Origin of the sequence: Limosilactobacillus sp. (assembly GCF_040772465.1) — a bacterium.
In the GTDB taxonomy this organism is placed as follows: Bacteria; Bacillota; Bacilli; order Lactobacillales; family Lactobacillaceae; genus Limosilactobacillus.
Genome location: NZ_JAXGYB010000004.1, coordinates 200,681 through 221,448, shown reverse-complemented (window position 1 = coordinate 221,448; position 20,768 = coordinate 200,681). Strand labels below are relative to the sequence as shown.

Annotated in this window: 18 protein-coding genes and 4 tRNA genes; 18 read left to right on the top strand and 4 right to left on the bottom strand. The window is 44.4% G+C overall.

Translation table 11 applies throughout. The features are described 5' to 3' along the window. Positions 1-5 precede the first annotated feature (5 nt). From AB3114_RS05880 to AB3114_RS05810, 15 genes are all read left to right on the top strand, one after another. Positions 6-76 (top strand) — tRNA-Trp (locus AB3114_RS05880). A gap of 17 nt (positions 77-93) precedes the next feature. After that, positions 94-168 (top strand) — tRNA-His (locus tag AB3114_RS05875). Positions 169-217: 49 nt separating this feature from the next. Continuing rightward, positions 218-288 (top strand) — tRNA-Cys (locus AB3114_RS05870). A 10-nt stretch (positions 289-298) separates the two neighbouring features. Continuing rightward, positions 299-383: transfer RNA gene (locus AB3114_RS05865), tRNA-Leu, on the top strand. A gap of 376 nt (positions 384-759) precedes the next feature. Next, positions 760-1,755 (top strand): asparaginase, encoded by a 996-nt coding sequence (locus tag AB3114_RS05860; protein ID WP_367342321.1) that lies wholly within the window; start codon positions 760-762, stop codon positions 1,753-1,755. 371 nt (positions 1,756-2,126) lie between these two features. Continuing rightward, complete coding sequence (locus AB3114_RS05855) at positions 2,127-2,945, top strand: transporter substrate-binding domain-containing protein (protein ID WP_367342320.1); 819 nt, start codon at positions 2,127-2,129, stop codon at positions 2,943-2,945. A gap of 37 nt (positions 2,946-2,982) precedes the next feature. Further along, positions 2,983-3,669, top strand: a complete 687-nt coding sequence (locus tag AB3114_RS05850) for an amino acid ABC transporter permease (protein WP_367342319.1) — start codon at positions 2,983-2,985, stop codon at positions 3,667-3,669. A 275-nt stretch (positions 3,670-3,944) separates the two neighbouring features. Continuing rightward, positions 3,945-5,624, top strand: coding sequence for an acetolactate synthase AlsS (gene alsS / locus AB3114_RS05845; RefSeq protein WP_367342318.1), 1,680 nt, complete (start codon positions 3,945-3,947; stop codon positions 5,622-5,624). A 20-nt stretch (positions 5,625-5,644) separates the two neighbouring features. Continuing rightward, positions 5,645-6,361, top strand: a complete 717-nt coding sequence (gene budA / locus AB3114_RS05840; RefSeq protein WP_367342317.1) for an acetolactate decarboxylase — start codon at positions 5,645-5,647, stop codon at positions 6,359-6,361. A gap of 319 nt (positions 6,362-6,680) precedes the next feature. Continuing rightward, positions 6,681-8,909 carry an anaerobic ribonucleoside-triphosphate reductase gene (gene nrdD / locus AB3114_RS05835; protein ID WP_367342316.1) on the top strand — a complete coding sequence of 743 codons (2,229 nt, stop codon included), beginning with the start codon at positions 6,681-6,683 and terminating at the stop codon, positions 8,907-8,909. A gap of 20 nt (positions 8,910-8,929) precedes the next feature. Beyond that, the gene (gene nrdG, locus AB3114_RS05830) at positions 8,930-9,535 is read left to right on the top strand and encodes an anaerobic ribonucleoside-triphosphate reductase activating protein (RefSeq protein WP_367342315.1); all 606 of its coding nucleotides are present in this window, start codon (positions 8,930-8,932) and stop codon (positions 9,533-9,535) included. A gap of 20 nt (positions 9,536-9,555) precedes the next feature. After that, a complete protein-coding gene (locus AB3114_RS05825; protein ID WP_367342314.1) occupies positions 9,556-10,401 on the top strand; it encodes a hypothetical protein in 846 nt (281 codons plus the stop codon). Positions 10,402-10,787: 386 nt separating this feature from the next. Next, positions 10,788-11,588 carry a LysM peptidoglycan-binding domain-containing protein gene (locus AB3114_RS05820; RefSeq protein WP_367342313.1) on the top strand — a complete coding sequence of 267 codons (801 nt, stop codon included), beginning with the start codon at positions 10,788-10,790 and terminating at the stop codon, positions 11,586-11,588. 127 nt (positions 11,589-11,715) lie between these two features. Continuing rightward, positions 11,716-12,216, top strand: coding sequence for an acyl-CoA thioesterase (locus AB3114_RS05815; protein WP_367342312.1), 501 nt, complete (start codon positions 11,716-11,718; stop codon positions 12,214-12,216). 242 nt (positions 12,217-12,458) lie between these two features. Then, the gene (locus AB3114_RS05810; protein ID WP_367342311.1) at positions 12,459-12,881 is read left to right on the top strand and encodes an Hsp20/alpha crystallin family protein; all 423 of its coding nucleotides are present in this window, start codon (positions 12,459-12,461) and stop codon (positions 12,879-12,881) included. 66 nt (positions 12,882-12,947) lie between these two features. Here the strand turns inward: AB3114_RS05810 and AB3114_RS05805 are convergent, their stop codons facing one another. Beyond that, positions 12,948-13,406 (bottom strand): NUDIX domain-containing protein, encoded by a 459-nt coding sequence (locus tag AB3114_RS05805; RefSeq protein ID WP_367342310.1) that lies wholly within the window; start codon positions 13,404-13,406, stop codon positions 12,948-12,950. Positions 13,407-13,604: 198 nt separating this feature from the next. Then, on the bottom strand, positions 13,605-14,762 hold the full coding sequence (locus AB3114_RS05800) for a MalY/PatB family protein (protein WP_367342309.1): 1,158 nt from the start codon (positions 14,760-14,762) through the stop codon (positions 13,605-13,607). A 273-nt stretch (positions 14,763-15,035) separates the two neighbouring features. On the opposite strand from AB3114_RS05800, the gene AB3114_RS05795 reads away from it, so the two are divergent. The 3 genes from AB3114_RS05795 (at position 15,036) to AB3114_RS05785 (ending at position 17,099) form a co-directional block, all read left to right on the top strand. After that, complete coding sequence (locus AB3114_RS05795; protein ID WP_367342308.1) at positions 15,036-15,890, top strand: DUF3737 family protein; 855 nt, start codon at positions 15,036-15,038, stop codon at positions 15,888-15,890. A gap of 162 nt (positions 15,891-16,052) precedes the next feature. Continuing rightward, entirely contained in the window at positions 16,053-16,688 is a 636-nt protein-coding gene (locus tag AB3114_RS05790) for a flavodoxin (protein ID WP_367342307.1), read from the top strand. 57 nt (positions 16,689-16,745) lie between these two features. Beyond that, positions 16,746-17,099 carry a hypothetical protein gene (locus AB3114_RS05785; protein WP_367342306.1) on the top strand — a complete coding sequence of 118 codons (354 nt, stop codon included), beginning with the start codon at positions 16,746-16,748 and terminating at the stop codon, positions 17,097-17,099. A 57-nt stretch (positions 17,100-17,156) separates the two neighbouring features. On the opposite strand, the gene AB3114_RS05780 is transcribed toward AB3114_RS05785, so the two are convergent. Both AB3114_RS05780 and AB3114_RS05775 read right to left on the bottom strand, forming a co-directional pair. Further along, a complete protein-coding gene (locus tag AB3114_RS05780; protein ID WP_367342305.1) occupies positions 17,157-18,923 on the bottom strand; it encodes an ABC transporter ATP-binding protein in 1,767 nt (588 codons plus the stop codon). Next, positions 18,916-20,661 carry an ABC transporter ATP-binding protein gene (locus tag AB3114_RS05775; RefSeq protein WP_367342304.1) on the bottom strand — a complete coding sequence of 582 codons (1,746 nt, stop codon included), beginning with the start codon at positions 20,659-20,661 and terminating at the stop codon, positions 18,916-18,918. Before AB3114_RS05775 ends, AB3114_RS05780 begins: the two co-directional genes overlap by 8 nt. Positions 20,662-20,768 lie beyond the last annotated feature (107 nt).

The following is a 20,768-nucleotide window of genomic DNA, read 5'->3' as shown; positions in this document are numbered from 1 at the left end:
TTTATAGGGATATAGTTAAACGGTATAACTACGGTCTCCAAAACCGTCGTTGTGGGTTCGATTCCTACTATCCCTGCTCAACTGAATTTAATGGCGGTAATGGTGAAGCTTGGTTAACACATCGGTTTGTGGGTCCGACACGCGTGGGTTCGAATCCCACTTACCGCCCTTGAAATTAGGCGAGGTTAATCCTCGTCTAATTGTTTAAAAATCTGTTGGTGGTATAGCCAAGTGGTAAGGCACGGGTCTGCAAAACCCTTATCATCGGTTCAAATCCGATTACCACCTTTTATAGATTGCCTCTGTGGCGGAATTGGCAGACGCGCTGGACTCAAAATCCAGTTCCCGTTGAGGGAGTGTGGGTTCGACCCCCACCGGAGGCATCCTGGGTTGTTTCGAGAAGAAACAGCCTTTTTTCTTTACCCTTTAAAAATGCTATAAACGTTGATATGACAGCGTTTAGTAACGCTTCTAATTGCTCCATAAAAAAATAAGAAAACCACAGAAAACCTAAGAAAATTTACAAATGGGGCACGTTTGACGCACGCCCGACGCACATTTCTTCAGTACTAAGAATCGTCTAAGTCCTAATGTATAAGGCCTTTTTACATTTTCAGTGGTTCAAGGAACATTTTCAGCGACATCGAATTGCCTGCTTTTCTTATGCCACACATGTACACCAAACAATGCAAAAGTTCTTCTTGTTAAAGTTTTTGCCAACAACTAAAATGAAGTTAAAAAATGGTTAGGTGAAAAGTCATGTCAAAGAAAAAGCTTTTGCTGTTATCAACAGGTGGTACCATTGCTTCTGTCGCTTCTGATGATGGATTGGTTCCCGGTGAATCCGGCGAGCAGCTTATCAAGATGATGGGCTCGTTACCATATGACATCACTGTTAAGGATGTCCTGAGTCTCGACTCATCTAATATCCAACCGGAAGAATGGGCCGTGATTGCAAAAGCTATCTACAATGCTCGCCATGATTATGATGGAATTGTGGTTTCCCACGGGACAGATACGATGGCTTATACGACATCGATGATGACTTTTATGCTTCAAGGCATTAACTTGCCAGTTGTGTTTACTGGTAGCCAGGTGCCGATGAATGTCGTTTTAAATGATGCCCAATCTAATATGAAACTTGCATTTGCTGCAGCTGCAAATTGTGATCCCGGCATTTATTTGGCTTTTGATCGGCAAGTGATGCGCGGTTGTCGGGCCGTTAAAGTGCGTACAACAGCTTTTAATGCATTTGAAAGTGTTAACTTTCCGGTGGTCGCTCGGGTTACATCGGATGGTTTTGAAATTCACGTACACAATCACCAACAACATAGTGAATGTCAACTCAATACTAAAGTAGATAGTAATGTTTCCTTACTTAAACTCTTTCCTGGGTTTGATCCATCATTATTGGAAGTATTGGCTCAAAATGGTTGCCGTGGTATAGTGATCGAAGGTTATGGACTAGGTGGTATGACCTTCATTCGGAGGAATTTAGTAGGAGCAGTTGGTAAACTTATTCGTCGTGGGATTCCGGTAATCGCTGCTAGTCAGTGTCTATATGAACGCAGTGACCTTACAAAATACGAAGTCGGTCGCCAGGCTCTTCTAGAAGGAGCCATCAGTGCGCACGATATGACATCTGAAAGTGCCATCACCAAATTGATGTGGGCACTAGGACAAGGGATGAATTTGCAGCAGGTTACAAACTTTTTTGCAACAGATGTCGCTGGTGAAGTGACCTTGAGTGAATAATAGCTAAATGAAGACGAGGGGCCTGTGACATAAGTCATTTTACATGGTTAAAAAATGAACATGCAGTACAACAATGGCCTGTGGCATTCGACAAATCCGAACACTACTGGCCTATTGTTGCTTGCGGGGGCGTGACTACGGAGTCGTAGACGACTTCTGTCACGCTCAATTTATATTCAGGTATCCAAAATATATATACAATTAATTCCGATAAATATACATAAATTTGGCTAAAACCCTTGATTTTTTTGTATGAAATGTGTATTATCAGAATCGTACTTATTTGAGATGCATAAACAACCACTTGGGAACTGAATATTATTCATCTTAAGCGTGGTAAAAGTTCAAAATGGTGAAAACGGAGGAAGAAAATGAAATTCAAAAAGTTATTTGCAGGGGTTGCTTTAGCAGCCTTATTAGTTGGCGGTTTAGCTGGTTGCGGCAACAAGAAAGCTGACAACAGTGTTAAACGGATTCAGGATAAGAAGACATTGACGATTGGGACGTCAGCCGACTTTGCTCCATTTGAATTCCCGGTTGTCAAGAATGGTCATAAGGTGATTGAAGGTTATGACATTCTTGTTGCTCAAAAGATTGCTAAGAACTTGGGCGTTAAGCTGAAGGTTCAAAACATTGAATTCCCTTCATTAATTTCCGAACTGCAGAACCACAAGGTTGACCTGGTTCTTGCCGGAATGACGAAGACAAAGAAGCGTGAAAAAGCCGTTGACTTCTCTAGACACTACTACACCGAAAGTGAAAAGATCCTGGTCAAGAAGAGCGATGCCAACAAGTACAACACAAAGGCATCTACCAAGGGTGCATCATTTGGTGCTCAACAATCATCTACTCAAGAAACTCTAGCAAAGAGCGAGACTGATGCTCATATCGTCACTGAATCTCTGACGACGTCACTAACAACTGATCTTAAGTCCGGTAAACTAGACGGGGTTGTGTTAGCTAAGGTTGTTGCTGACGAATATGTTAAGAAGTACCCGAACCAATACGCAGAAGCTAAGTACAACATGAAAGTGCCAACTTCACTTAAGTACTTGAACATTGCTATTCCAAAGAACGAACCAGCTCTGAAGAAGCGGGTTAACAAAGAAATTACCCACTTGGAAAAGACTGGTCAGTTGAACAAGATGTTCAAGCAAGCCCAACACGAACAAGAAAAGAGCGGCAAGTAATTTGCTGTGAGATGCAGAATAATCAAAGGAGGATGCCATGTTTGATTTCCTAGGACACTATTGGCCAATGTTTCTGCAAGGAACATTACAGACCTTATTAATTTCAGTCATCGGTGTAATTATCGGTTTCTTAATCGGTCTTTTGATGACACTGATGCGCATGTCACATATTAAAGTCATTTCATGGATCGCCCGAATCTACGTCTCAGTTGTTCGGGGGACACCATCGATGATTCAGGTTATGTTAATTTACTACCTGCTTTCTAAGTCTCTTCCAATTCCTTCCGTTCAGGTCTTGGGATCCGGTCTTGACCGTGTGATTCCAGGTGCATTGGCACTTGGCTTGAACTCAGGGGCTTATACATCCGAAATTTTCCGGTCAGGAATTATTTCCATTTCAGCTGGTCAAACGGAAGCTGGATTGTCACTTGGCCTTAGCCAACGGCAAACGATGTTCTCCATCGTGCTGCCACAAGCTTTACGTAATTGCTTGCCAGCAATGGGTAACGAATTTATCACTTTGACTAAGGAATCATCAGTGCTGTTCTATATTGGTGTTCAGGAAATCACTGCCGAAGCCCTCGGTGTCGGTGGAACCCTGTACAACTTTATTCCGCCTCTGATTGTCGCTGCTGCCATTTACTTCGTTATCACCCAAGTGCTTACCTTCTTGCTGAATTTGCTGGAGAATAAGCTGAGTAAAGGTTTTGCAGGTGCTAACTAAATATAGAGTTATGTTTGACTTGAACATTTCAAATCACTTCAAAAAAGCCTACCAGTACTAACTGGTGGGCCTTTTCATTTGATTACTGTTTTTGCATTCACAAAGTCAATAATTTAAAATTTTCTGAGAGCTTGATTAGAGAGATGAAATTAAGCATGTGTTGCGTCATGGCACATTGCTAATGTTGTGAAGCTATTTGCAATATTGCACCACCGTATTTTTCCGTTTAGAATGATTTCAGTTATAGTTTAGAAAGGGAAAGGGGTTTGATGCATATGCCAAAAACAAGATATGGAGCTGACGTGGTTGTCGATAGTTTACGGAAACACCACATCGGTTTGGTTTTCGGAATTCCTGGTGCAAAAATTGACCGTTTATTTGAATCACTGGAAGATGGGACGGCTGGCAATCCAAAGCTGATCGTCACCCGTCATGAACAAAACGCGTTGTTCATGGCCCAGGCTTACGCTCGTCTGACTGGTAAAACGGGGGTTGCCATTGCCACTTCTGGTCCTGGTGTTGGTAACTTTACGACCGGACTGATGACGGCAAGTGCTGAAGGGGATGCCGTTTTAGCAATTGGTGGTCAGGTTCCACGAAAGGACCTGCACCGGGCAACACACCAGTCTGCACCATCAACCATGATGCTTGCCCCAATTACCAACTATTCTGCTGAAATTCAGGATCCAGAAAACATTTCTGAAATCATGGCTAACGCCTTTGAGGCTAGCCAAGGACCACGTCATGGGGCTTCCTTTGTCAGTTTGCCACAAGATGTGGACGACGCTCCGGTTAAACATGATCCAATTCCGTATTACAACGGTGCTCAACGCGGTCCAGCATCACACCAACAACTGAGCAAGTTGGCGACGATGATTGCCCAAGCTAAGTTACCGGTGCTTTTGGTTGGCCTTCGTGGTGCTGACGACAAGGTTACGAAGTCGTTGCACCAGTTGCTGGAAAACTACCACTTGCCGGTTGTTGAAACTTACCAGGCAGCTGGGGTTGTTTCGCGTGACTTGGAAAAGACATCATACTTTGGTCGGGTTGGCCTCTTTAGAAACCAAGTTGGTGACCGTCTCCTGGCAGCTAGTGATCTTGTGGTAACGGTGGGCTACGACCCAATTGAATATGAACCACGTAACTGGAATAAGGAAGGCCACTTACGAATCGTCGACTTGGATTCAACTGGTGCACAGATTGATAACAACTTCCAGCCGGAGATGCAGTTGGTCGGTGATATTGCGGACAGTCTTGATGATTTGGCCAAGTTGCTGAGTGGCTACCAGTTGCCAGAGGCAGCAGCTAGTCGGCTGGCCAAATTCCGCAAGGAACTGGTACAAGAAGACAAGATTACTGAACCTACTCCAAACGGCAAGACCTCGCATCCTTTGGCAATTGTCGAAGCTATCCAAAAGCAAGTTAACGATGACACTATCGTTTCTGTCGATGTCGGTTCCCACTACATTTGGATGGCTCGCCACTTCCGGTGTTACAAGCCACGTCACCTTCTGATCTCGAACGGGATGCAAACACTTGGGGTTGGTTTGCCATGGGCCATGGTTGCTTCCATGTTGCACCCCGAAAAGAAGGCCGTTGCCGTTTGTGGTGATGGTGGTTTCTTGTACTCTGGTGTTGAACTAGCAACTGCGGTTGCTCACCACCTTAATCTGGTGATGGTGGTTTGGAACGATGGTGGTCACTACGACATGGTTCGTTTCCAAGAAGAGCTGAAATACAATAAGGCAGCCGGTGTTAAGTTCGGTGAAGTCGATGTTGTGAAGTATGCCAAGTCATTTGGCGCTACTGGTTTACGGGTTAACATGCCAAGCGAACTGAATTCAGTCATGGCAAAGGCCTTTAAGACACCGGGTCCAGTGGTCGTTGACGTACCAGTTGATTACAGCCATAACAAGGAATTAGCTGCTAGTTTGGTGGATTCTGCTTTAGGCTAAAATTTGGGAGGCATTTTTAATTGAACACACTCTATGAACACGGTACATTGGCCATGCTGATGGCGAAGAACCTGGCAGGGACAATTACCTTAGGTGAGTTATTAAAACACGGTAGTTGCGGTCTAGGGACCTTTGAAGGTCTTGATGGTGAAGTAATGATCCTGGATAACGAAGTTTACCAAGCCGAAAGTTCTGGCAAGGTTCACCATATCACTGATATGCAGACGACGTTGCCGTTTGCTTCAGTCCATTTTCCACAAGACCAACACAAAGTGAGTCTCCAAAACGTTAACTTTGATCTATTAAATAAGTCATTTGTTCATGACCATCAATTACAAAACGTTTTTGCGGCTTTGCGGTTACACGGTACTCTGTCCGATGTGCTGATTCGAATTGCTCCTAAGCAGGAACGTCCTTACCCCAGTTTGCTGGAAGTAGCCAAGGGTCAGCCGACCTTTCCACGTAAAAACATCACTGGTACGGTGTTTGGTTATTATGCGCCGGCTGCCTTTGGTAGCATCACTGCTGCCGGCTGGCACCTGCACTTCCTGAGCGACGACCATCAATATGAAGGCCACCTCCTCAGTTTTGATTCAGATGAGATGACAGGGGACTATGAAGTCTTTGATCAGTTAGACCAGCACTTCCCAGTTAATGATAAGGAATTCCGTGAATCCGACGTGGATATTGAGTCACTGCGCGAGGGCATTGCTAAGTCAGAAGGACATCAAGATTAGTCGTTTTAATTCGCTTGATCAAAAACACATCTTTGCATTTTATTTTTTGAATTAAAGGCTGATCAATTTGCCGATGACAGAATGTTGATTCTTGACGACATCCTGTTGCAAAGGTATACTCATACAGGATTCAAGAAAGAGTAAGGATTGAGCTAACTAATCAACTGATTAGTTACATTACTTTAGATTCTTCACTAATAAACACAAGATATTGTGGTTTGGCATTACTTGCAATCAATATCTTGTGTTTTTTTCTATTTCCGGTTAAGCTAGTAACTGTTAATTCAATTAAGAAAAATTTGATTAGGGGTAATTTTCGATGAAAGTACAAACAACAGTGACAAACAGTTTAGATACCCTCAAAGGGGTTGCTGTCATTAAACGTGACGGTACGAAAACATCATTTTACTCATATAAAATCAACCTGGTTCTGCGTGAACTGAAGGCTGACGTTGACACCCAAAAGATTGTGGCAGACCACCTGCTCCAACAATTAAAAGGTAAAGATAGTGTTGATACGGCCACAATTGCCAACATTATCGTCGATGCATTGCGTGACGCAGGTCATGATGAAATGGCTGCTAGTTTCCTGAAGTACCGGAAATTAGATGAAGAAGAATTTGCTAACGCCACTAACCCACAGTACAAGCTGAACAAATTGTTTGACCGCAACTCCCGGGTTGTGCACGAAAATGCTAATAAAGATAGTAAAGTTTTTAACACGCAGCGTGACCTGGAAGCCGGAGCGGTAAGTCGGGCTATCGGTTTACGGATGCTTCCGCAGATTGTTGCGAAGGCGCACATGCGCGGTGACATTCACTGGCATGACCTAGATTACTCACCGGTTACTCCTGAAACCAACTGTTGTTTGATCGACTTTGATGAAATGTTCAAACATGGTTTCAAGATTGGTAATGCCTGGGTTTCTTCACCGCGTTCTATTCAAACGGCCACTGCCCAGATGTCACAGATTATCGCCAACGTTGCTTCATTACAATATGGTGGCTGCACGGCCAACCGGATTGACCAAGTCTTAGAACCGTACGCTAAGATCAACTACGAAAAGCACATGAAGGACGCTAAGGAATGGATCGCACCTGACAAACAGGAAGAATTTGCCAAGGCTAAGACCAAGAAAGACATTTATGATGCTATGCAGGCTTTGGAATACGAAATCAATACTTTGTACTCCAGCCAGGGTCAAACGCCATTTACTACCATTAACTTTGGTTTAGGGACTAGCTGGATCTGCCGGGAAATCCAAAAGTCTATTCTGAAGATCCGGATCAAGGGCCTCGGTCGCGAACACCGGACTGCTATCTTCCCTAAGCTGGTCTTCACCATCAAGCGTGGCTTGAACTTAAACCCTGGTGACCCGAACTACGACGTCAAGCAGTTGGCTCTGGAATGCTCCACTAAGCGGATGTACCCAGACCTCTTGATGTACGACAAGGTTAAGGAAATCACTGGTTCATTCAAAGCACCGATGGGCTGTCGTTCATTCCTGCAGGGCTGGAAAGACGAAAACGGTAAGGAAGTTAACTCCGGCCGGATGAACCTGGGTGTTGTTACCGTCAACTTACCACGGATCGCTTTGGAAGCACGCGGCGACAAGAACCTCTTCTGGGATATCTTCAACGAACGGATGAGCATCTGCCACACGGCACTCAAGTACCGGATCAAGCGGACCAAGGAAGCCAAGCCAGAAAATGCACCGCTGCTGTACATGTATGGTGCATTTGGTAAACGCCTGAAGCGGACCGATAGTGTTGATGAAGTCTTTAAGAACTCCCGTGCCACGGTTTCCTTAGGTTACATCGGCCTGTATGAAGTCTGCACGACTTTCTACGGTCCTAACTGGGAACACAATAAGGAAGCTCATGACTTTGCCGTTTCAATTGTCAAGGCAATGCACGATGACTGTGCTAAGTGGGAAAAGGCTGAGGGTTACCACTACAGTCTTTACTCCACGCCAGCTGAATCACTGACTGACACCTTCTGCCAGGATGATATCAAGAAGTTTGGTCGGATTGAAAACATCACGGACAAAGAATACTACACTAACAGTTTCCACTATGATGTCCGCAAGCACCCAACGCCATTTGAAAAGCTGGAATTCGAGGAAGACTTCCCGAAGTACGCTGCCGGTGGTTTCATTCACTACTGCGAATATCCAAACCTGCGTCAGAACCCGAAGGCATTGGAAGCTGTTTGGGACTGGGCATATGACCATGTTGCCTACTTAGGTACTAACACCTCTATTGACCAATGCTTCAAGTGTGGCTACAAAGGTGAATTCGAAGCTACCTCAACTGGTTTCAAGTGCCCACAATGTGGCAACAACGACCCAGCAACTTGTGACGTGGTTAAGCGGACTTGTGGTTACCTGGGTAACCCAATGCAACGGCCAATGGTCCACGGTCGTCACGAAGAAATCATTCACCGTGTCAAGCACATGAATGCCGGGATGATTGCCAACGCTGCCAAGTTTGAACGTGATAAGCAGGCTGATAACGTCCGGATCCAACACCACAGTCACGCCAACTAGGATGGGAGGCATAGGAGAGAATGCCAGAAATCATTAAAGCCCATCATCCACATCGTCACCGTTTGCCAAACAACCCTAAACCGAAGGAATGGTTGGCTGCGGATCATTCGATGCAGTACGTGGCAGATTACAAACCCTTTAACTTTGTTGATGGTGAAGGGGTGCGTTGCAGCATTTACGTCAGTGGATGCCTCTTCAATTGTCCGGGCTGTTATAATAAAGCAGCCCAGAACTTCCATTATGGTCAGCCGTATACCCAAGACCTTGAAGACCAGATTATCGAAGACCTTAGTCATGACTATGTCCAGGGGTTGACCCTGCTTGGTGGTGAACCTTTCCTGAACACTCAGGTTTGCTTGAAGTTATGCAAACGAGTGCGGAAAGAATTTGGTCATAAGAAGGATATTTGGTCATGGTCTGGCTACACCTGGGAAGAATTGCTCAAGGATTCAGACGACAAAAAGGAACTGCTGAGTTTAATCGACATCCTAGTTGATGGCCGTTTCTTACAAGATAAGAAGGATTTGACACTGCAATTTCGGGGCAGCTCAAACCAGCGCGTGATTGATGTTCCCAAATCACTAAAAGCAGGTAAGGTTGTTATCTGGGATAAACTTATGCATTAATAATGTGAGGACTTGATGAGATGAATGATTTAATCCAACAAGTCCAAGCTGCTAGTACGGATCAACCGGACTGGCTTCGAAAAAAGCGTCAGTTAGCTGCAATGCTGCTGACGCGTTTTTCAACTGGAGCTGATTGTGACGACTGGGTGACGGCTTGGCAAAAGAAACCACAATTGACATGGCTGACGGAAAAACAAGAAACTGAAAATGATAGTGAAATATACAATCAGCCATTGCACTGGGCATGGCAGACGTATCCTGCCCTCTGTCAGGAAAATTGGATGGAAAAAGGGCTCTTTTGGCAGCACAGCCAGCTAAACGCTCTGCACCTTGCTTTGCTAAATGGAGGCCGACTAATCTATGTTCCTGATAATACTAATGTAGAAGAGACTGTACAGTTGAAGGGGCAGTTGGCAGCAACCAATTACCATACATTAGTGATCGTGGGAGCAGGGGCACATCTACAAATTAAAGACCAGCGTGAGTTCATTAGTCATCAACCAGCAATGACGGGCTTGGAGATCCTTCTAGGGACAGGTGCTGAGGTCAATTACCAATGGCATGTTGATTGTCAGGCGGATGAAAGCTATATCGCCGTAGGTAGCTATCAAGCGCAAGGATCATCATTAAGAGTTAAAATTGCGGGTCATAATGCTAGCAAGTCGGTCTTAGCGCTGCGTGGCGATCTTGATGGGGATGACAGTCAAGTTGCAGTGAACGTTGATAATTTAACACACTCGACGGTTGTGAATAGTCATGTCGATAGCCATTTTTCTCAGGATTGCACTTACCAGAGACAATTGCTGGCGGCTGAAAGGCCTTGGCAACTGACAGGATCATTTGGCCAAGCAGTGACAATTAAATAGTGAATTACAAAGTGGAATCAGGTCCTCAAATGGTGACCGGTTCCACTTTTTTTCGAAATTGCCGTAACATTGTTACACAATCTGTCATATTTAGTCGCAAAAAGGCCTTTTTTGGTGAATTTCAAAAAAATTTAGAGAAATTTGAATTAATTTGAGGATTTTGTTAGTTGATCATCTTATAAAGTTAGGTGTGCATAACTTACCGCCATAAAGGAGTTAAGCAGACTTTTTTCTGATCTTTGTCCACAAATAATACAAAAATGTAACAGAAGATTACGAAAAAGTTAAGGCATGATACGTCTTAGTAACCGCGTCGTAATTTACGAGCGTTATAGTTATAACCGTTGAATCGCAAAACAAAAAAGCAAAGGATGATATATATTTTGATGAAATTTACTAAGAAAGCTTTCAAACTGACTGCAGCAATTGCCGGTGCTGTTGCACTGGGGACGGCCGCTACTGTTACGACCGCTAATGCTGACACGATCTACACCGTGCAAGCTGGCGACACGCTTTCCGCGATTTCGTACAAATTCTTCGGCAACCTGAACAATGTTGACCAGATTGCACAGAAGAACAACATCGCCAACAAGAACCTGATCCACGTCGGTGACAAGCTGGTTATTATGGACGATGGTCAAATTGCTCCGGCTACTGCAAGCCAGATTGCAAACCTGCCTGCTGCTAACCAAACTACGACTCAAAACCAAGCAGCAACTACTACTTCAAACACGCAAAGTGCAGCATCTGCTTCAACTAATAACACTGCTGCTTCAAACAACAGCGCTGCAACTACTCAGGCTAGTGCTTCAACTAACAATGCCGCAACAACTCAGGCACGTAGTTCATACAACACTAGTGCAACCACTCCGGCAGCTGCTTCATACAACAATACTGTAACTACCCCAGCAGCTGCTTCATACAGCTCAAGCTCTAACTCCAGTTACACTTCTAGCGTTTCTGGGAACGATGCTTCTGCTAAGGCATGGATTGCTGCTCGTGAATCTGGTGGTTCATACACTGCCCGGAATGGCCAATACGTTGGTAAATACCAATTGTCAGCTAGTTACCTGAACGGTGACTACTCCGCAGCTAACCAGGAACGTGTTGCTGACCAATACGTTGCTAGTCGTTACGGTTCATGGACTAATGCCCAAAGCTTCTGGCAATCACACGGTTGGTACTAAAATCGATTTTAGAAACTAACCCTTAATTAAATTGAATTTAAAACGTCTGGAATTGTCAAATTCCAGGCGCTTTTTTGGTATCATGATCTTTATAAGAGGGAAAAATACGTATAAATCAGGTGAAATGATGACAAAAACTATTAACTGCTCTCAGACACGTGTTAGCCATGAGCACCGCTTATTGATGAAGGACATTAACGACCATGGAACAGTCTTTGGTGGGCGCACTCTAGCGATGGTTGACTTGGAAGGATCACTGGCAGCCGTCCGGATGTTTCGGACTAAAGTAGTAACAGCTAGTATTGACCATATTAACTTTGTTGCGCCATTTACGATCAACGATGCAATGATTTTAACGGCTTACGTGACGGGAATTGGCCGTCGTTCTGTTGAGGTATTCATCAAGGTGATCGGGGAGCACTTATTGACGGGTGAAAGGTTTGTCGGGTTCACGTGCTTTGCCACTTATGTAACTGATGAACCTGACGCAGTAGCACCGTTTGACCAAGTTATTCCTGAGAACAAAGAGGAGAAAGTGATGACCGCTGGTTATCAAGATCGCCGGGTTGCTCGCCGCAATGCTCGGCAAGAAAATCAGCTTTTGTTGAAATCGATGGAGTTGGATTAATACAATATATGATTGTTACATCATATATTGATAAAAAATAAGCATTTTCAGTAAGTGGTTTGATTAAATTTGAACTGCCAATGAGCATTGATATATCAGGCACTACGACTGTTTTGTCAAAATTAGTCAAACAATTAATTAGCGCTTAATGGTATAGAGTGCTAATTTTTCCTTGAAGCTTCTCAATTATGAGCTAGTATAAAAGTGTACCGGGAAAGAGAAACGAAAGGAAGTTTTAATTTATGGCTAACGAAATTGAACGTCGTAACAACTTTTTTGATGACATGATGAACGTTCGCAACTGGTTCAATGGCGACTTAATGGGTGATACCGTTAAGTACATGCGGACTGACATTGCCGAAACTGGTAAGGACTATCGTGTCAAGATCGACATGCCAGGCTTCCAGAAGAAGGATATTCACATCGAATATAAGGACGACATTTTAACGGTATCATGCCATCGTGACACTATTAGTGATGAATCTGATAAGGAAGGTAACATCCTTCACAGTGAACGCAACTACGGTCAGATGAGTCGTCAGTACCGTCTGCCAGATGTTGACTTGAAGAAGGTTAACGCTAAGTACGAAGACGGTGTTCTGATCATCACCTTGCCAAAGCTGGAAGCAAATTCTGCTAATGGTAACAACATTGACATTGACTAATTAAAGTTAAAGTTGCTCAGTTAAAAATGACGGTCAACCGGCAATTGTCGGCTGACCGTTGTTTTTTTATTCTGTAATGCCCGCTTTTGTCCACCATTCTTCAACAAATGATTGAGCCAGTGAGTTTGGCATGATGGTTGAATCAACTTGGTCAACCGGGATCCAATCATACTGATCAATTTCGTTATTAGCGTGGACCTGATCACTAGCGGCCTGCACAATGTAGTTGTGGATCAAAACATCATGAGCCTTGAAGTAGGCGTTGTCGTTGTATTCAAAAGTCTTGATCGGCAACTGGGTTTCTTCTTTCATTTCCCGCTTCAGCGCTTCCTTAGCGTTCTCACCGGGGTTGATGTAACCAGATAGCAAGATGTAATGAGGATTGCCGTATTGCTTCAGGAGCAAGACTTTATCATGAGAGGGATTGAAAATAATTGCGGAAATGGCACTGGAAAACTTGATGAAACGAAACTGTTGGCAATGCGGGCAGTAGGGCACCATCCCATCGATGCCGTTTTTCTTCATAATGAGCTTTGTGCCGCATTCAGGACAATATTTCATGTTAGGATCTCCTTTTTAAATAACGTAAGCGCTTTACTATTGCTCATTATATAACAAATTGACCTGTGCTGGCTGGATGGATTGCGAACAAAACATGAAAAATGCCTCGAACGTTCAAGCTTTAAACGTTCGGGGCAGTTGTGTGATAACTTAAACTTGTGTTTACTTCAGTGCCTTAGCTAAGCGGTTCATTCCGTCCTTTACTTGGGCTAACGGGTAAGCAAAGTTGATGCGAATGAAGTCGGCACCGTCGCCGTGGTAGTATGTTCCAGGATTGATGACCAAGCCCGTTTCTTTGCGAATTTTAGCAGATAATGCTGCACTGTCACTTGTGATGTTGCTGACATCAATCCAGATCAGGTAAGTGGCTGTGCCGGGGACAACACTGAGTTCTGGTAGCTTCTTCTCAATAAATTCTTCAATGTAGTGACGATTGTTAAGCAAGTAAGCTTTTAGTTGGTGGAGCCAGTCAGCACCCTTTGTGTAAGCAGCAATGACAGATGGAATTGCTAAGAGGTTGGGTTCGGCAACTTCATATTTATTGATTGCGCGAGTAAACCGTTCGCGCAGAATTGGGTTCGGAACAATTCCGGTGGCTGCATGCAAGGCTGCCAAGTTGAATGTCTTGCTGGTAGAAACCAGGGTGACGACGTTTTGGCGACAATCTTCAGGCAACGAGAATGTTGGGGTGTAATCCTGACCGCTTAAGACGAGATCACCGTGGATTTCATCGCTGATGACGATAACGCCGTGCTTTTGAGCAAGTTTGATGATTCTAATCAATTCTTCGCGTGTCCAAACATAGCCGGTTGGGTTGTGCGGATTACAGAGAATCATCATGGTGGTCAACGGGTTAGCCATTTTGGTTTCTAGATCGTCCCAGTCAACAGTGTAGAGATGTTTTGTACGATCATAGTGCAATTGATTTTCGATGACGTGACGACCACTATTCAGGACAGAATTATAGAAGATGTTGTAAACAGGTACCATTAAGAGAACGTTGTCGCCTTCATGGCTCAAGTAGTTGACACTGGCTGTAATGGATGGAACGACACCGGTGGCAAAACGCATCCACCGGGGATCGGCAGTGGCATTGTGTTCCTTCTGGTACCAGTCAGCGACGGCATTGAAGTACTCATCAGTGGGGTATTCGTAGCCAAACGCACCGTTAGTTAGTTTGTTAGTCATTGCCTGGATAATTTCGGGAGCAGTTTTGAAGTCCATGTCGGCAGTTGTCATTGGCAGTTCACCATCTTTGACATCCCACTTTTCAGAATTAGTGTGGCGACGGTCTAGAATTGTATCAAAATCGTATTTCAATTAAGCTCTCTCCTTTTATTTAACATGTAGTTCACTACAAGTTTTAGCATAGAGATATGTTGTCATGCAATGAGAATGATCTGGTTAGATTTGCATGAAACTCTTCCTTATTGATTATACACCCTATGTATCGTAACCAATTTTATATAGGTAATTTTAATTATTGCTCAATAATGCTATTATATATTTGTGCTCGGATGAGTTACTTTTTGTTAGAGATTTACTCATCCTTCTGACGATACTCAATTAACTATAAAGAAAGGACATTACGTGATGAAAGAATTTAAAGACGATTATTACGAAGGCGAACGCCCACTGTACGCTTTATGCGATGCTAAGTTGACCAACACGACTTTTGGTGTAGGGGAATCACCATTAAAGGAAACTGCTAACCTTGACTTAGATGGTGTCGTATTCACTTACAAATACCCGCTTTGGTATTCTAACCATATTAAGGTTAACAACACGATCTTTGAAACCCTCTCACGTTCAGGAATTTGGTACACTAATGATATTGAAATTACGGACAGCACCATTCAGGCACCAAAAGAATTCCGTCGTTGCGATGGTATTAAGCTAGATAATGTTCACTTCTCAGATGCCGAAGAAACGATGTGGAACTGTAAAAACATCAAGATGCATGATGTTTACGTCAACGGTGACTACTTTGGCATGAACAGTGAAAACATCTACGTTGATCACATGGACCTGGTCGGCAATTACCTTTTCGATGGTGGTAAGAACATCGAAGTACACAACTCACGGTTGGTTTCTAAGGATGCCTTCTGGAACTGTGAAAACGTAACGGTTTACGACTCCAAGATCAGCGGTGAATACCTGTCATGGAACACCAAGAACATCACTTTTATCAACTGCACGATTGAAAGTGATCAGGGCCTCTGTTACGTGGACCATCTCACGATGAAGAATTGTCGGACAGTTCGGACTGATTTGGCCTTTGAACTGTGCACCAATATCGATGCCGAATTAAATGGCTCCATCATGTCCATTAAGAACCCAATCAGTGGTAAGATCGTCGTCGACCATGCTGATGACATCATCTTTGATGGCAAACCACAGACAATTGATCAAAGCAAGATCCAAATTATCGAACGGGATAAGCAATAATTTGGATGCATGAGTAAACAGTGCTATCAGTCAGGGAGAAATTCTTCCTGGCTTTTTTTTTGAATTATATATACTTATTAAGCATTGATTATCATTTCAAATGAGCATTTTACATGGGACGTTCGTTCCAGTAAACTGTTAAACAACATTTAATGAAAGAAGATGAAGACATTGAGAAAAATAGTTAAGATTAGTGGATTGTTAACGGTACTGTTGGCGTGCTTTGTCGGCTTGGTACTAACTCAATCTAATAACCAAGCCATGGCCGCTAAAAATCGCGGTAAGCAAACACTGGTGGTTTATTTTTCTTACAAACGCAACAGTGATGGGAAACCGTTGAGTGTTGGAAATACCGCTCGTGTTGCCCAGGACATCCAGAAAAAGACTGGGGCTGACACTTATGAAATTAAGGCAGCTCGTCCATATACCGGCTCATACCAACACGTCGTTGACCAAGCTCAGCGTGAAGAAAATCGTCGTGCTCGTCCAGCTATTGCCGGCTCATTACCCAATGTCAAGAAATATAAGACCGTGTTCGTTGGCGGTCCTATCTGGTGGGGTGAGTACCCGATGGTTGTTTACACCTTTATGGATCGGGTTAACCTGAATCACAAGACGTTGATTCCGTTTACGACTTCTGAAGGTTCGGGATTAGGGAATACTTCGGCGGCACTGAAGCATAAATATCCACAAGCACGTGTCCGGCGCGGTTTTACAGCAGTTGGTAATACGGTCAAGAATCACCCGAATGCCGTAGCCCGTCGAGTTAACGCTTGGTTGGATGGCTTGGGATATTAATTGATGCGTGATTTGCAATAACTTACACGATCAATTACAAAAATTAGGTGATTATCAATGAAAAAATTTGTGCAAATGATGTTTGTGTGCCTAACATCATTGGTAATGCTGACTACAGTGCCAATGGCCGCACAGGCGAGTGCGCAGCCACTTAAGGACAGCGATGTTGTTGGAGTTTGGGTTAACCACCGCGATAAGTCCATTCATCAGCGGATTACTTTTAAATCCAATCACCGTTGGACAGAGGAACAGCACCATCATAAGAACATTTACCATGGTACCTGGAGGATAACGGGTAGTAATAACGTTACTTTAGGACCGTATGGTAATCCGATTCGCTTCAGTAAAAATCATAAGCAAATGAACTTGTTGGATTTCCATGAAATTCTGACAAAACAAAATGATAACTAATAAAAGCCGGTCGCAGCACGGATGACGTGCTGGACCGGCTTATTTGTTTGTAAAATGTTACTTATCTTCGGCTGCCTGCAATCTTACTAGTTTGGCATAATAACCATTCTTGGCCATCAATTCATCATGGCGTCCGCGTTCAACGATTTTTCCGTCGCGCAGAACCAGAATCATATCCGAATCGGCAATCGTTGACAGACGGTGAGCAATGGCGATTGTTGTCTGTTGGTGACTCATCTTCTGGAGACTTTGCGTGATCATCTCTTCAGTTTGTGAGTCGATGTTAGCCGTTGCTTCGTCAAGAATCAGTACTTGGGGATGACGTGCCATAACCCGGGCAAATGCGACTAATTGTCGTTGACCCATTGATAAGTTTGATCCGCTCTCACTGAGCATCGTTTCGTATTTTTGCGGCAATTGATCAATGAATTGGTCGGCATTGACCATTTGTGCCGCTTTTTTGATGGCTTGCTGGTCAACGTGATCATTAAACATGCCAATATTATGATTCACTGTTCCGTAGAAGATCACGGGATTTTGGACAACTAAACCGAAGTGGTGACGCAATTCTTCAATTGGATATTGACGAATGTCCTTGCCATCAATCAGGATTTGACCCCTTTGAAATTCGTAGAAACGCATCAAAAGGTTGATGATCGAACTCTTGCCGCTGCCAGTGTGGCCGACGAGGGCGACTTTTTGCCCCGGCTTCACGGTGAAGGAGATGTCTCTTAAGACGGGTTCGTCTGGATTATAACCGAAAGTAACGTGGCGGAACTCAATTTGGCCGTCCTTGATCTTAAGAGGACGCTTTTCTTGTTTTGGCTGAGTCGATGGTTGATTCAGCAAGTGAAAGATTCGCGATCCGGCCACAATTCCTTCTTGGAAATAAGCGAGGTTGTCCATCACTGTTGACAATGGATTAAAGAAGTTTTGCTGATAGGCGATGAAGGCGTAAACAACACCAGTGGCTACCATTGCGTGTTGACTGGACCAACCGAAATAAGCCAACGTTGCTGTTTCAGCAAGGGTAAACATGAGACTGACAATTGGGTAGAGCAGCAACGAATCATAGTTAATCAACCGATTTCGATAATTAAAGTACTGGGTGTTTTCTTGGTCGAATTGGTCGGTTAGCTGTTTTTGCTGGCCAAACTGTTGGATGACTTCGACCCCTGTTAAGTTTTCGTTGAGTGACGAATTAATTTGGCTGAGCTTTGACCTTACGCGTTGGTAAACGGGCACACTCACTTTTTGGTACAAGGCTACCAGCATGACGATCAGGAATAGGAGAAAGAGGGTTACCCAGGCAAGCAGGTGGTTAACCATGTACATGGCTACGAAGGCCGATACCAGGCTGGTCAGGGCGACGATCAAGTTGAGGATCAAGTTCCAAAAGTTATAGAGTGTCTTAGTATCGTTGCTGATCCGTGAAATAATGTCACCGACGGGTGTTTGGTCGAAGTATGTCATCCCGAGTCCGTAAACGTGTTGTGCTAATTGGTTGCGCAGGCTTTCTAGTGTTCGTTCGGAACCCATAGAAAATGAGTATGCTTGGATAAACTGCAAGACGGCTCTGATGATAGTCATGCCAAAGTACAATCCGGCAAACAGGACGATCCACTTGACCAGAACTGGACCGTGGCGCAGGTAATGGTCAATGTAAAACTGAATCATCCGTGGCAAGAGCAGGTTGACGATACTTAAGACGACAGCGACTACGACTGCCAACGTAAACTGCATCCAAAATGGCTTGGCTGCTTGACTGAGCCGTGCGAGGATATGGAACTGCTGGTGACGAGTTAAATTATTCTTTTTATTCATTTAAATCATCCTCCAGTTGTTGACGATGTTGTTGTTCTTTCAAAGTATCACGGTACCAACCAGGTTGTCGGCTCAAATCATCTGGTCGTCCTTGGGCCGTAATGCGGCCATTTTCCATGACGAACAGCCAGTCCATATTTTGGACGGTGCTAAGGCGACTAGCTGTCATAATGAGCGAACGGCGGTCAAGATGATCGAGCACGTCTTTAATCTTGCTGGCAGTTTCGGCGTCGATAGCTGAGAAGGGGTCATCGAGGACTAAGAGATCAGCCTTTTTTAACAATGCCCGGCTCAACGTCAGACGCTGTTGCTGTCCGCCGGAGAGAATGATGCCCTGCTGACCGACTTCAGTTTGGTAGCGGTCGGGCATTGCATTTATTTCTTGATCCATGGCCGCCTGAGCAGCTACTGCTTCAATTGCTGACGGGGATGCATCTTTGCCCCCAAAGCGCAAGTTTTTTTCGATGGTCGTAGAAAACAGGAATATCACTTGTGGCACGTATGCAAGATGACTGCGGTATTTCTCCAGTGGCACTGTCCGAATGTCATCACCACTGACCGTAATCTGACCATCATAGTGGTCATAATCGCGCACTAGTAGTCGGAGTAAAGAGGTCTTCCCACTACCGGTCGGACCGATGATGCCAACTTTTTCACCTGGACGTAAGGGGAACTTGATGTCCCGGAGGACTGGTTGATGACTGTCAGGGTAGGAAAAACTTTGGATGTCGAATTGGATGGGACCAAAGTGAACCTCATCCTTTGTCGGCAACTGCCAAGCGGCCTTTTCACTCAAAACAGTCTCAATTCGGTCATAGCTAGCGTGTCCACGTTCGAGGGTGTTGAAGAGGGTACCGATGGCAAATAGGGGCCACGTGAGTTCACCCAGATAGGTGATGAGGGTAACCAGTTGCCCGACAGTTAAGTAGCGTTGTCCGACCATCCAACCACCAACGGCGATGGCGATGACGTAAGATAATCCCATGATTAGAGTTGTGACTGGGTTAAACAGGGCATCCCAGAAATAGGCACGTTGGTTGGTACGCAGCGCTTTATCAACATAACGATGAAAGTCTTTCAAGTCTGACTTTTCTTCGCCAAGGGACTGAATAACTTTAATTCCAGTGACGCTTTCTTGAATTTTATTGTTGAGGTCACCGAATGCCATTTGTGCTTCACCATACGAAGCGTGAATTTTTTCGCCAAGGCGGTCAGACAGAACCACCAATAAAGGCATCGGCAAAAGCGTCAGAATGGTTAAACGCCAACTGACGAAGGTACCCATGGCGATGATCATTGAACCCCCAGTAATGATGAAGTCGGCAAAAGCCAAGATTCCATAACTGGCAACCTGACGAACCGCTTCGACGTCATTGGTAGCGTGAGCCATCAGATCCCCGGTACGCCAACGTTTGTAAAAAGAAGGATCCATCTTCATGAAGTGATGGAAGAGTTGACCACGCAGTTGGCGTTCCAAGACGTAAGAACTACCATAAATTTCCTTTTGCCAGACAAAACGGAGTAAGTACTGACAGGCTGCAGCAACGAGCATGATACCTACCTGGATCATCAGCCAAGCTGGTGTAACCCGGTGGTTGCTAATGGCATCGACAACGTTACCGATGATCCGCGCCGGAATGACGTTGAAGAAAGCAATCAGCAGTAAAGCGACGATACCAATCAGATACTGGCGTCGCTGCTCGCGGAAGAACCATTTCAGTTGTTTTAATATTCGCATTTAGACACCACCCAGTTAATCAATGCTTAAAATGAGTACTTAATACTTAAAAAAGACCCTAGAATTGATAGACGTTCAGCCAACCAATTCTAGGGGATGTGAATTCC

Excerpts from the sequence above, each read along its gene's own strand:
- AB3114_RS05860 (WP_367342321.1), top strand. The coding sequence starts at position 760 with ATGTCAAAGAAAAAGCTTTTGCTGTTATCAACAGGTGGTACCATTGCT.
- AB3114_RS05855 (WP_367342320.1), top strand. The coding sequence starts at position 2,127 with ATGAAATTCAAAAAGTTATTTGCAGGGGTTGCTTTAGCAGCCTTATTA.
- AB3114_RS05850 (WP_367342319.1), top strand. The coding sequence starts at position 2,983 with ATGTTTGATTTCCTAGGACACTATTGGCCAATGTTTCTGCAAGGAACA.
- alsS (WP_367342318.1), top strand. The coding sequence starts at position 3,945 with ATGCCAAAAACAAGATATGGAGCTGACGTGGTTGTCGATAGTTTACGG.
- nrdD (WP_367342316.1), top strand. The coding sequence starts at position 6,681 with ATGAAAGTACAAACAACAGTGACAAACAGTTTAGATACCCTCAAAGGG.
- nrdG (WP_367342315.1), top strand. The coding sequence starts at position 8,930 with ATGCCAGAAATCATTAAAGCCCATCATCCACATCGTCACCGTTTGCCA.
- AB3114_RS05825 (WP_367342314.1), top strand. The coding sequence starts at position 9,556 with ATGAATGATTTAATCCAACAAGTCCAAGCTGCTAGTACGGATCAACCG.
- AB3114_RS05820 (WP_367342313.1), top strand. The coding sequence starts at position 10,788 with ATGAAATTTACTAAGAAAGCTTTCAAACTGACTGCAGCAATTGCCGGT.
- AB3114_RS05815 (WP_367342312.1), top strand. The coding sequence starts at position 11,716 with ATGACAAAAACTATTAACTGCTCTCAGACACGTGTTAGCCATGAGCAC.
- AB3114_RS05810 (WP_367342311.1), top strand. The coding sequence starts at position 12,459 with ATGGCTAACGAAATTGAACGTCGTAACAACTTTTTTGATGACATGATG.
- AB3114_RS05805 (WP_367342310.1), bottom strand. The coding sequence starts at position 13,406 with ATGAAGAAAAACGGCATCGATGGGATGGTGCCCTACTGCCCGCATTGC.
- AB3114_RS05795 (WP_367342308.1), top strand. The coding sequence starts at position 15,036 with ATGAAAGAATTTAAAGACGATTATTACGAAGGCGAACGCCCACTGTAC.
- AB3114_RS05790 (WP_367342307.1), top strand. The coding sequence starts at position 16,053 with ATGAAGACATTGAGAAAAATAGTTAAGATTAGTGGATTGTTAACGGTA.
- AB3114_RS05785 (WP_367342306.1), top strand. The coding sequence starts at position 16,746 with ATGAAAAAATTTGTGCAAATGATGTTTGTGTGCCTAACATCATTGGTA.
- AB3114_RS05780 (WP_367342305.1), bottom strand. The coding sequence starts at position 18,923 with ATGAATAAAAAGAATAATTTAACTCGTCACCAGCAGTTCCATATCCTC.
- AB3114_RS05775 (WP_367342304.1), bottom strand. The coding sequence starts at position 20,661 with ATGCGAATATTAAAACAACTGAAATGGTTCTTCCGCGAGCAGCGACGC.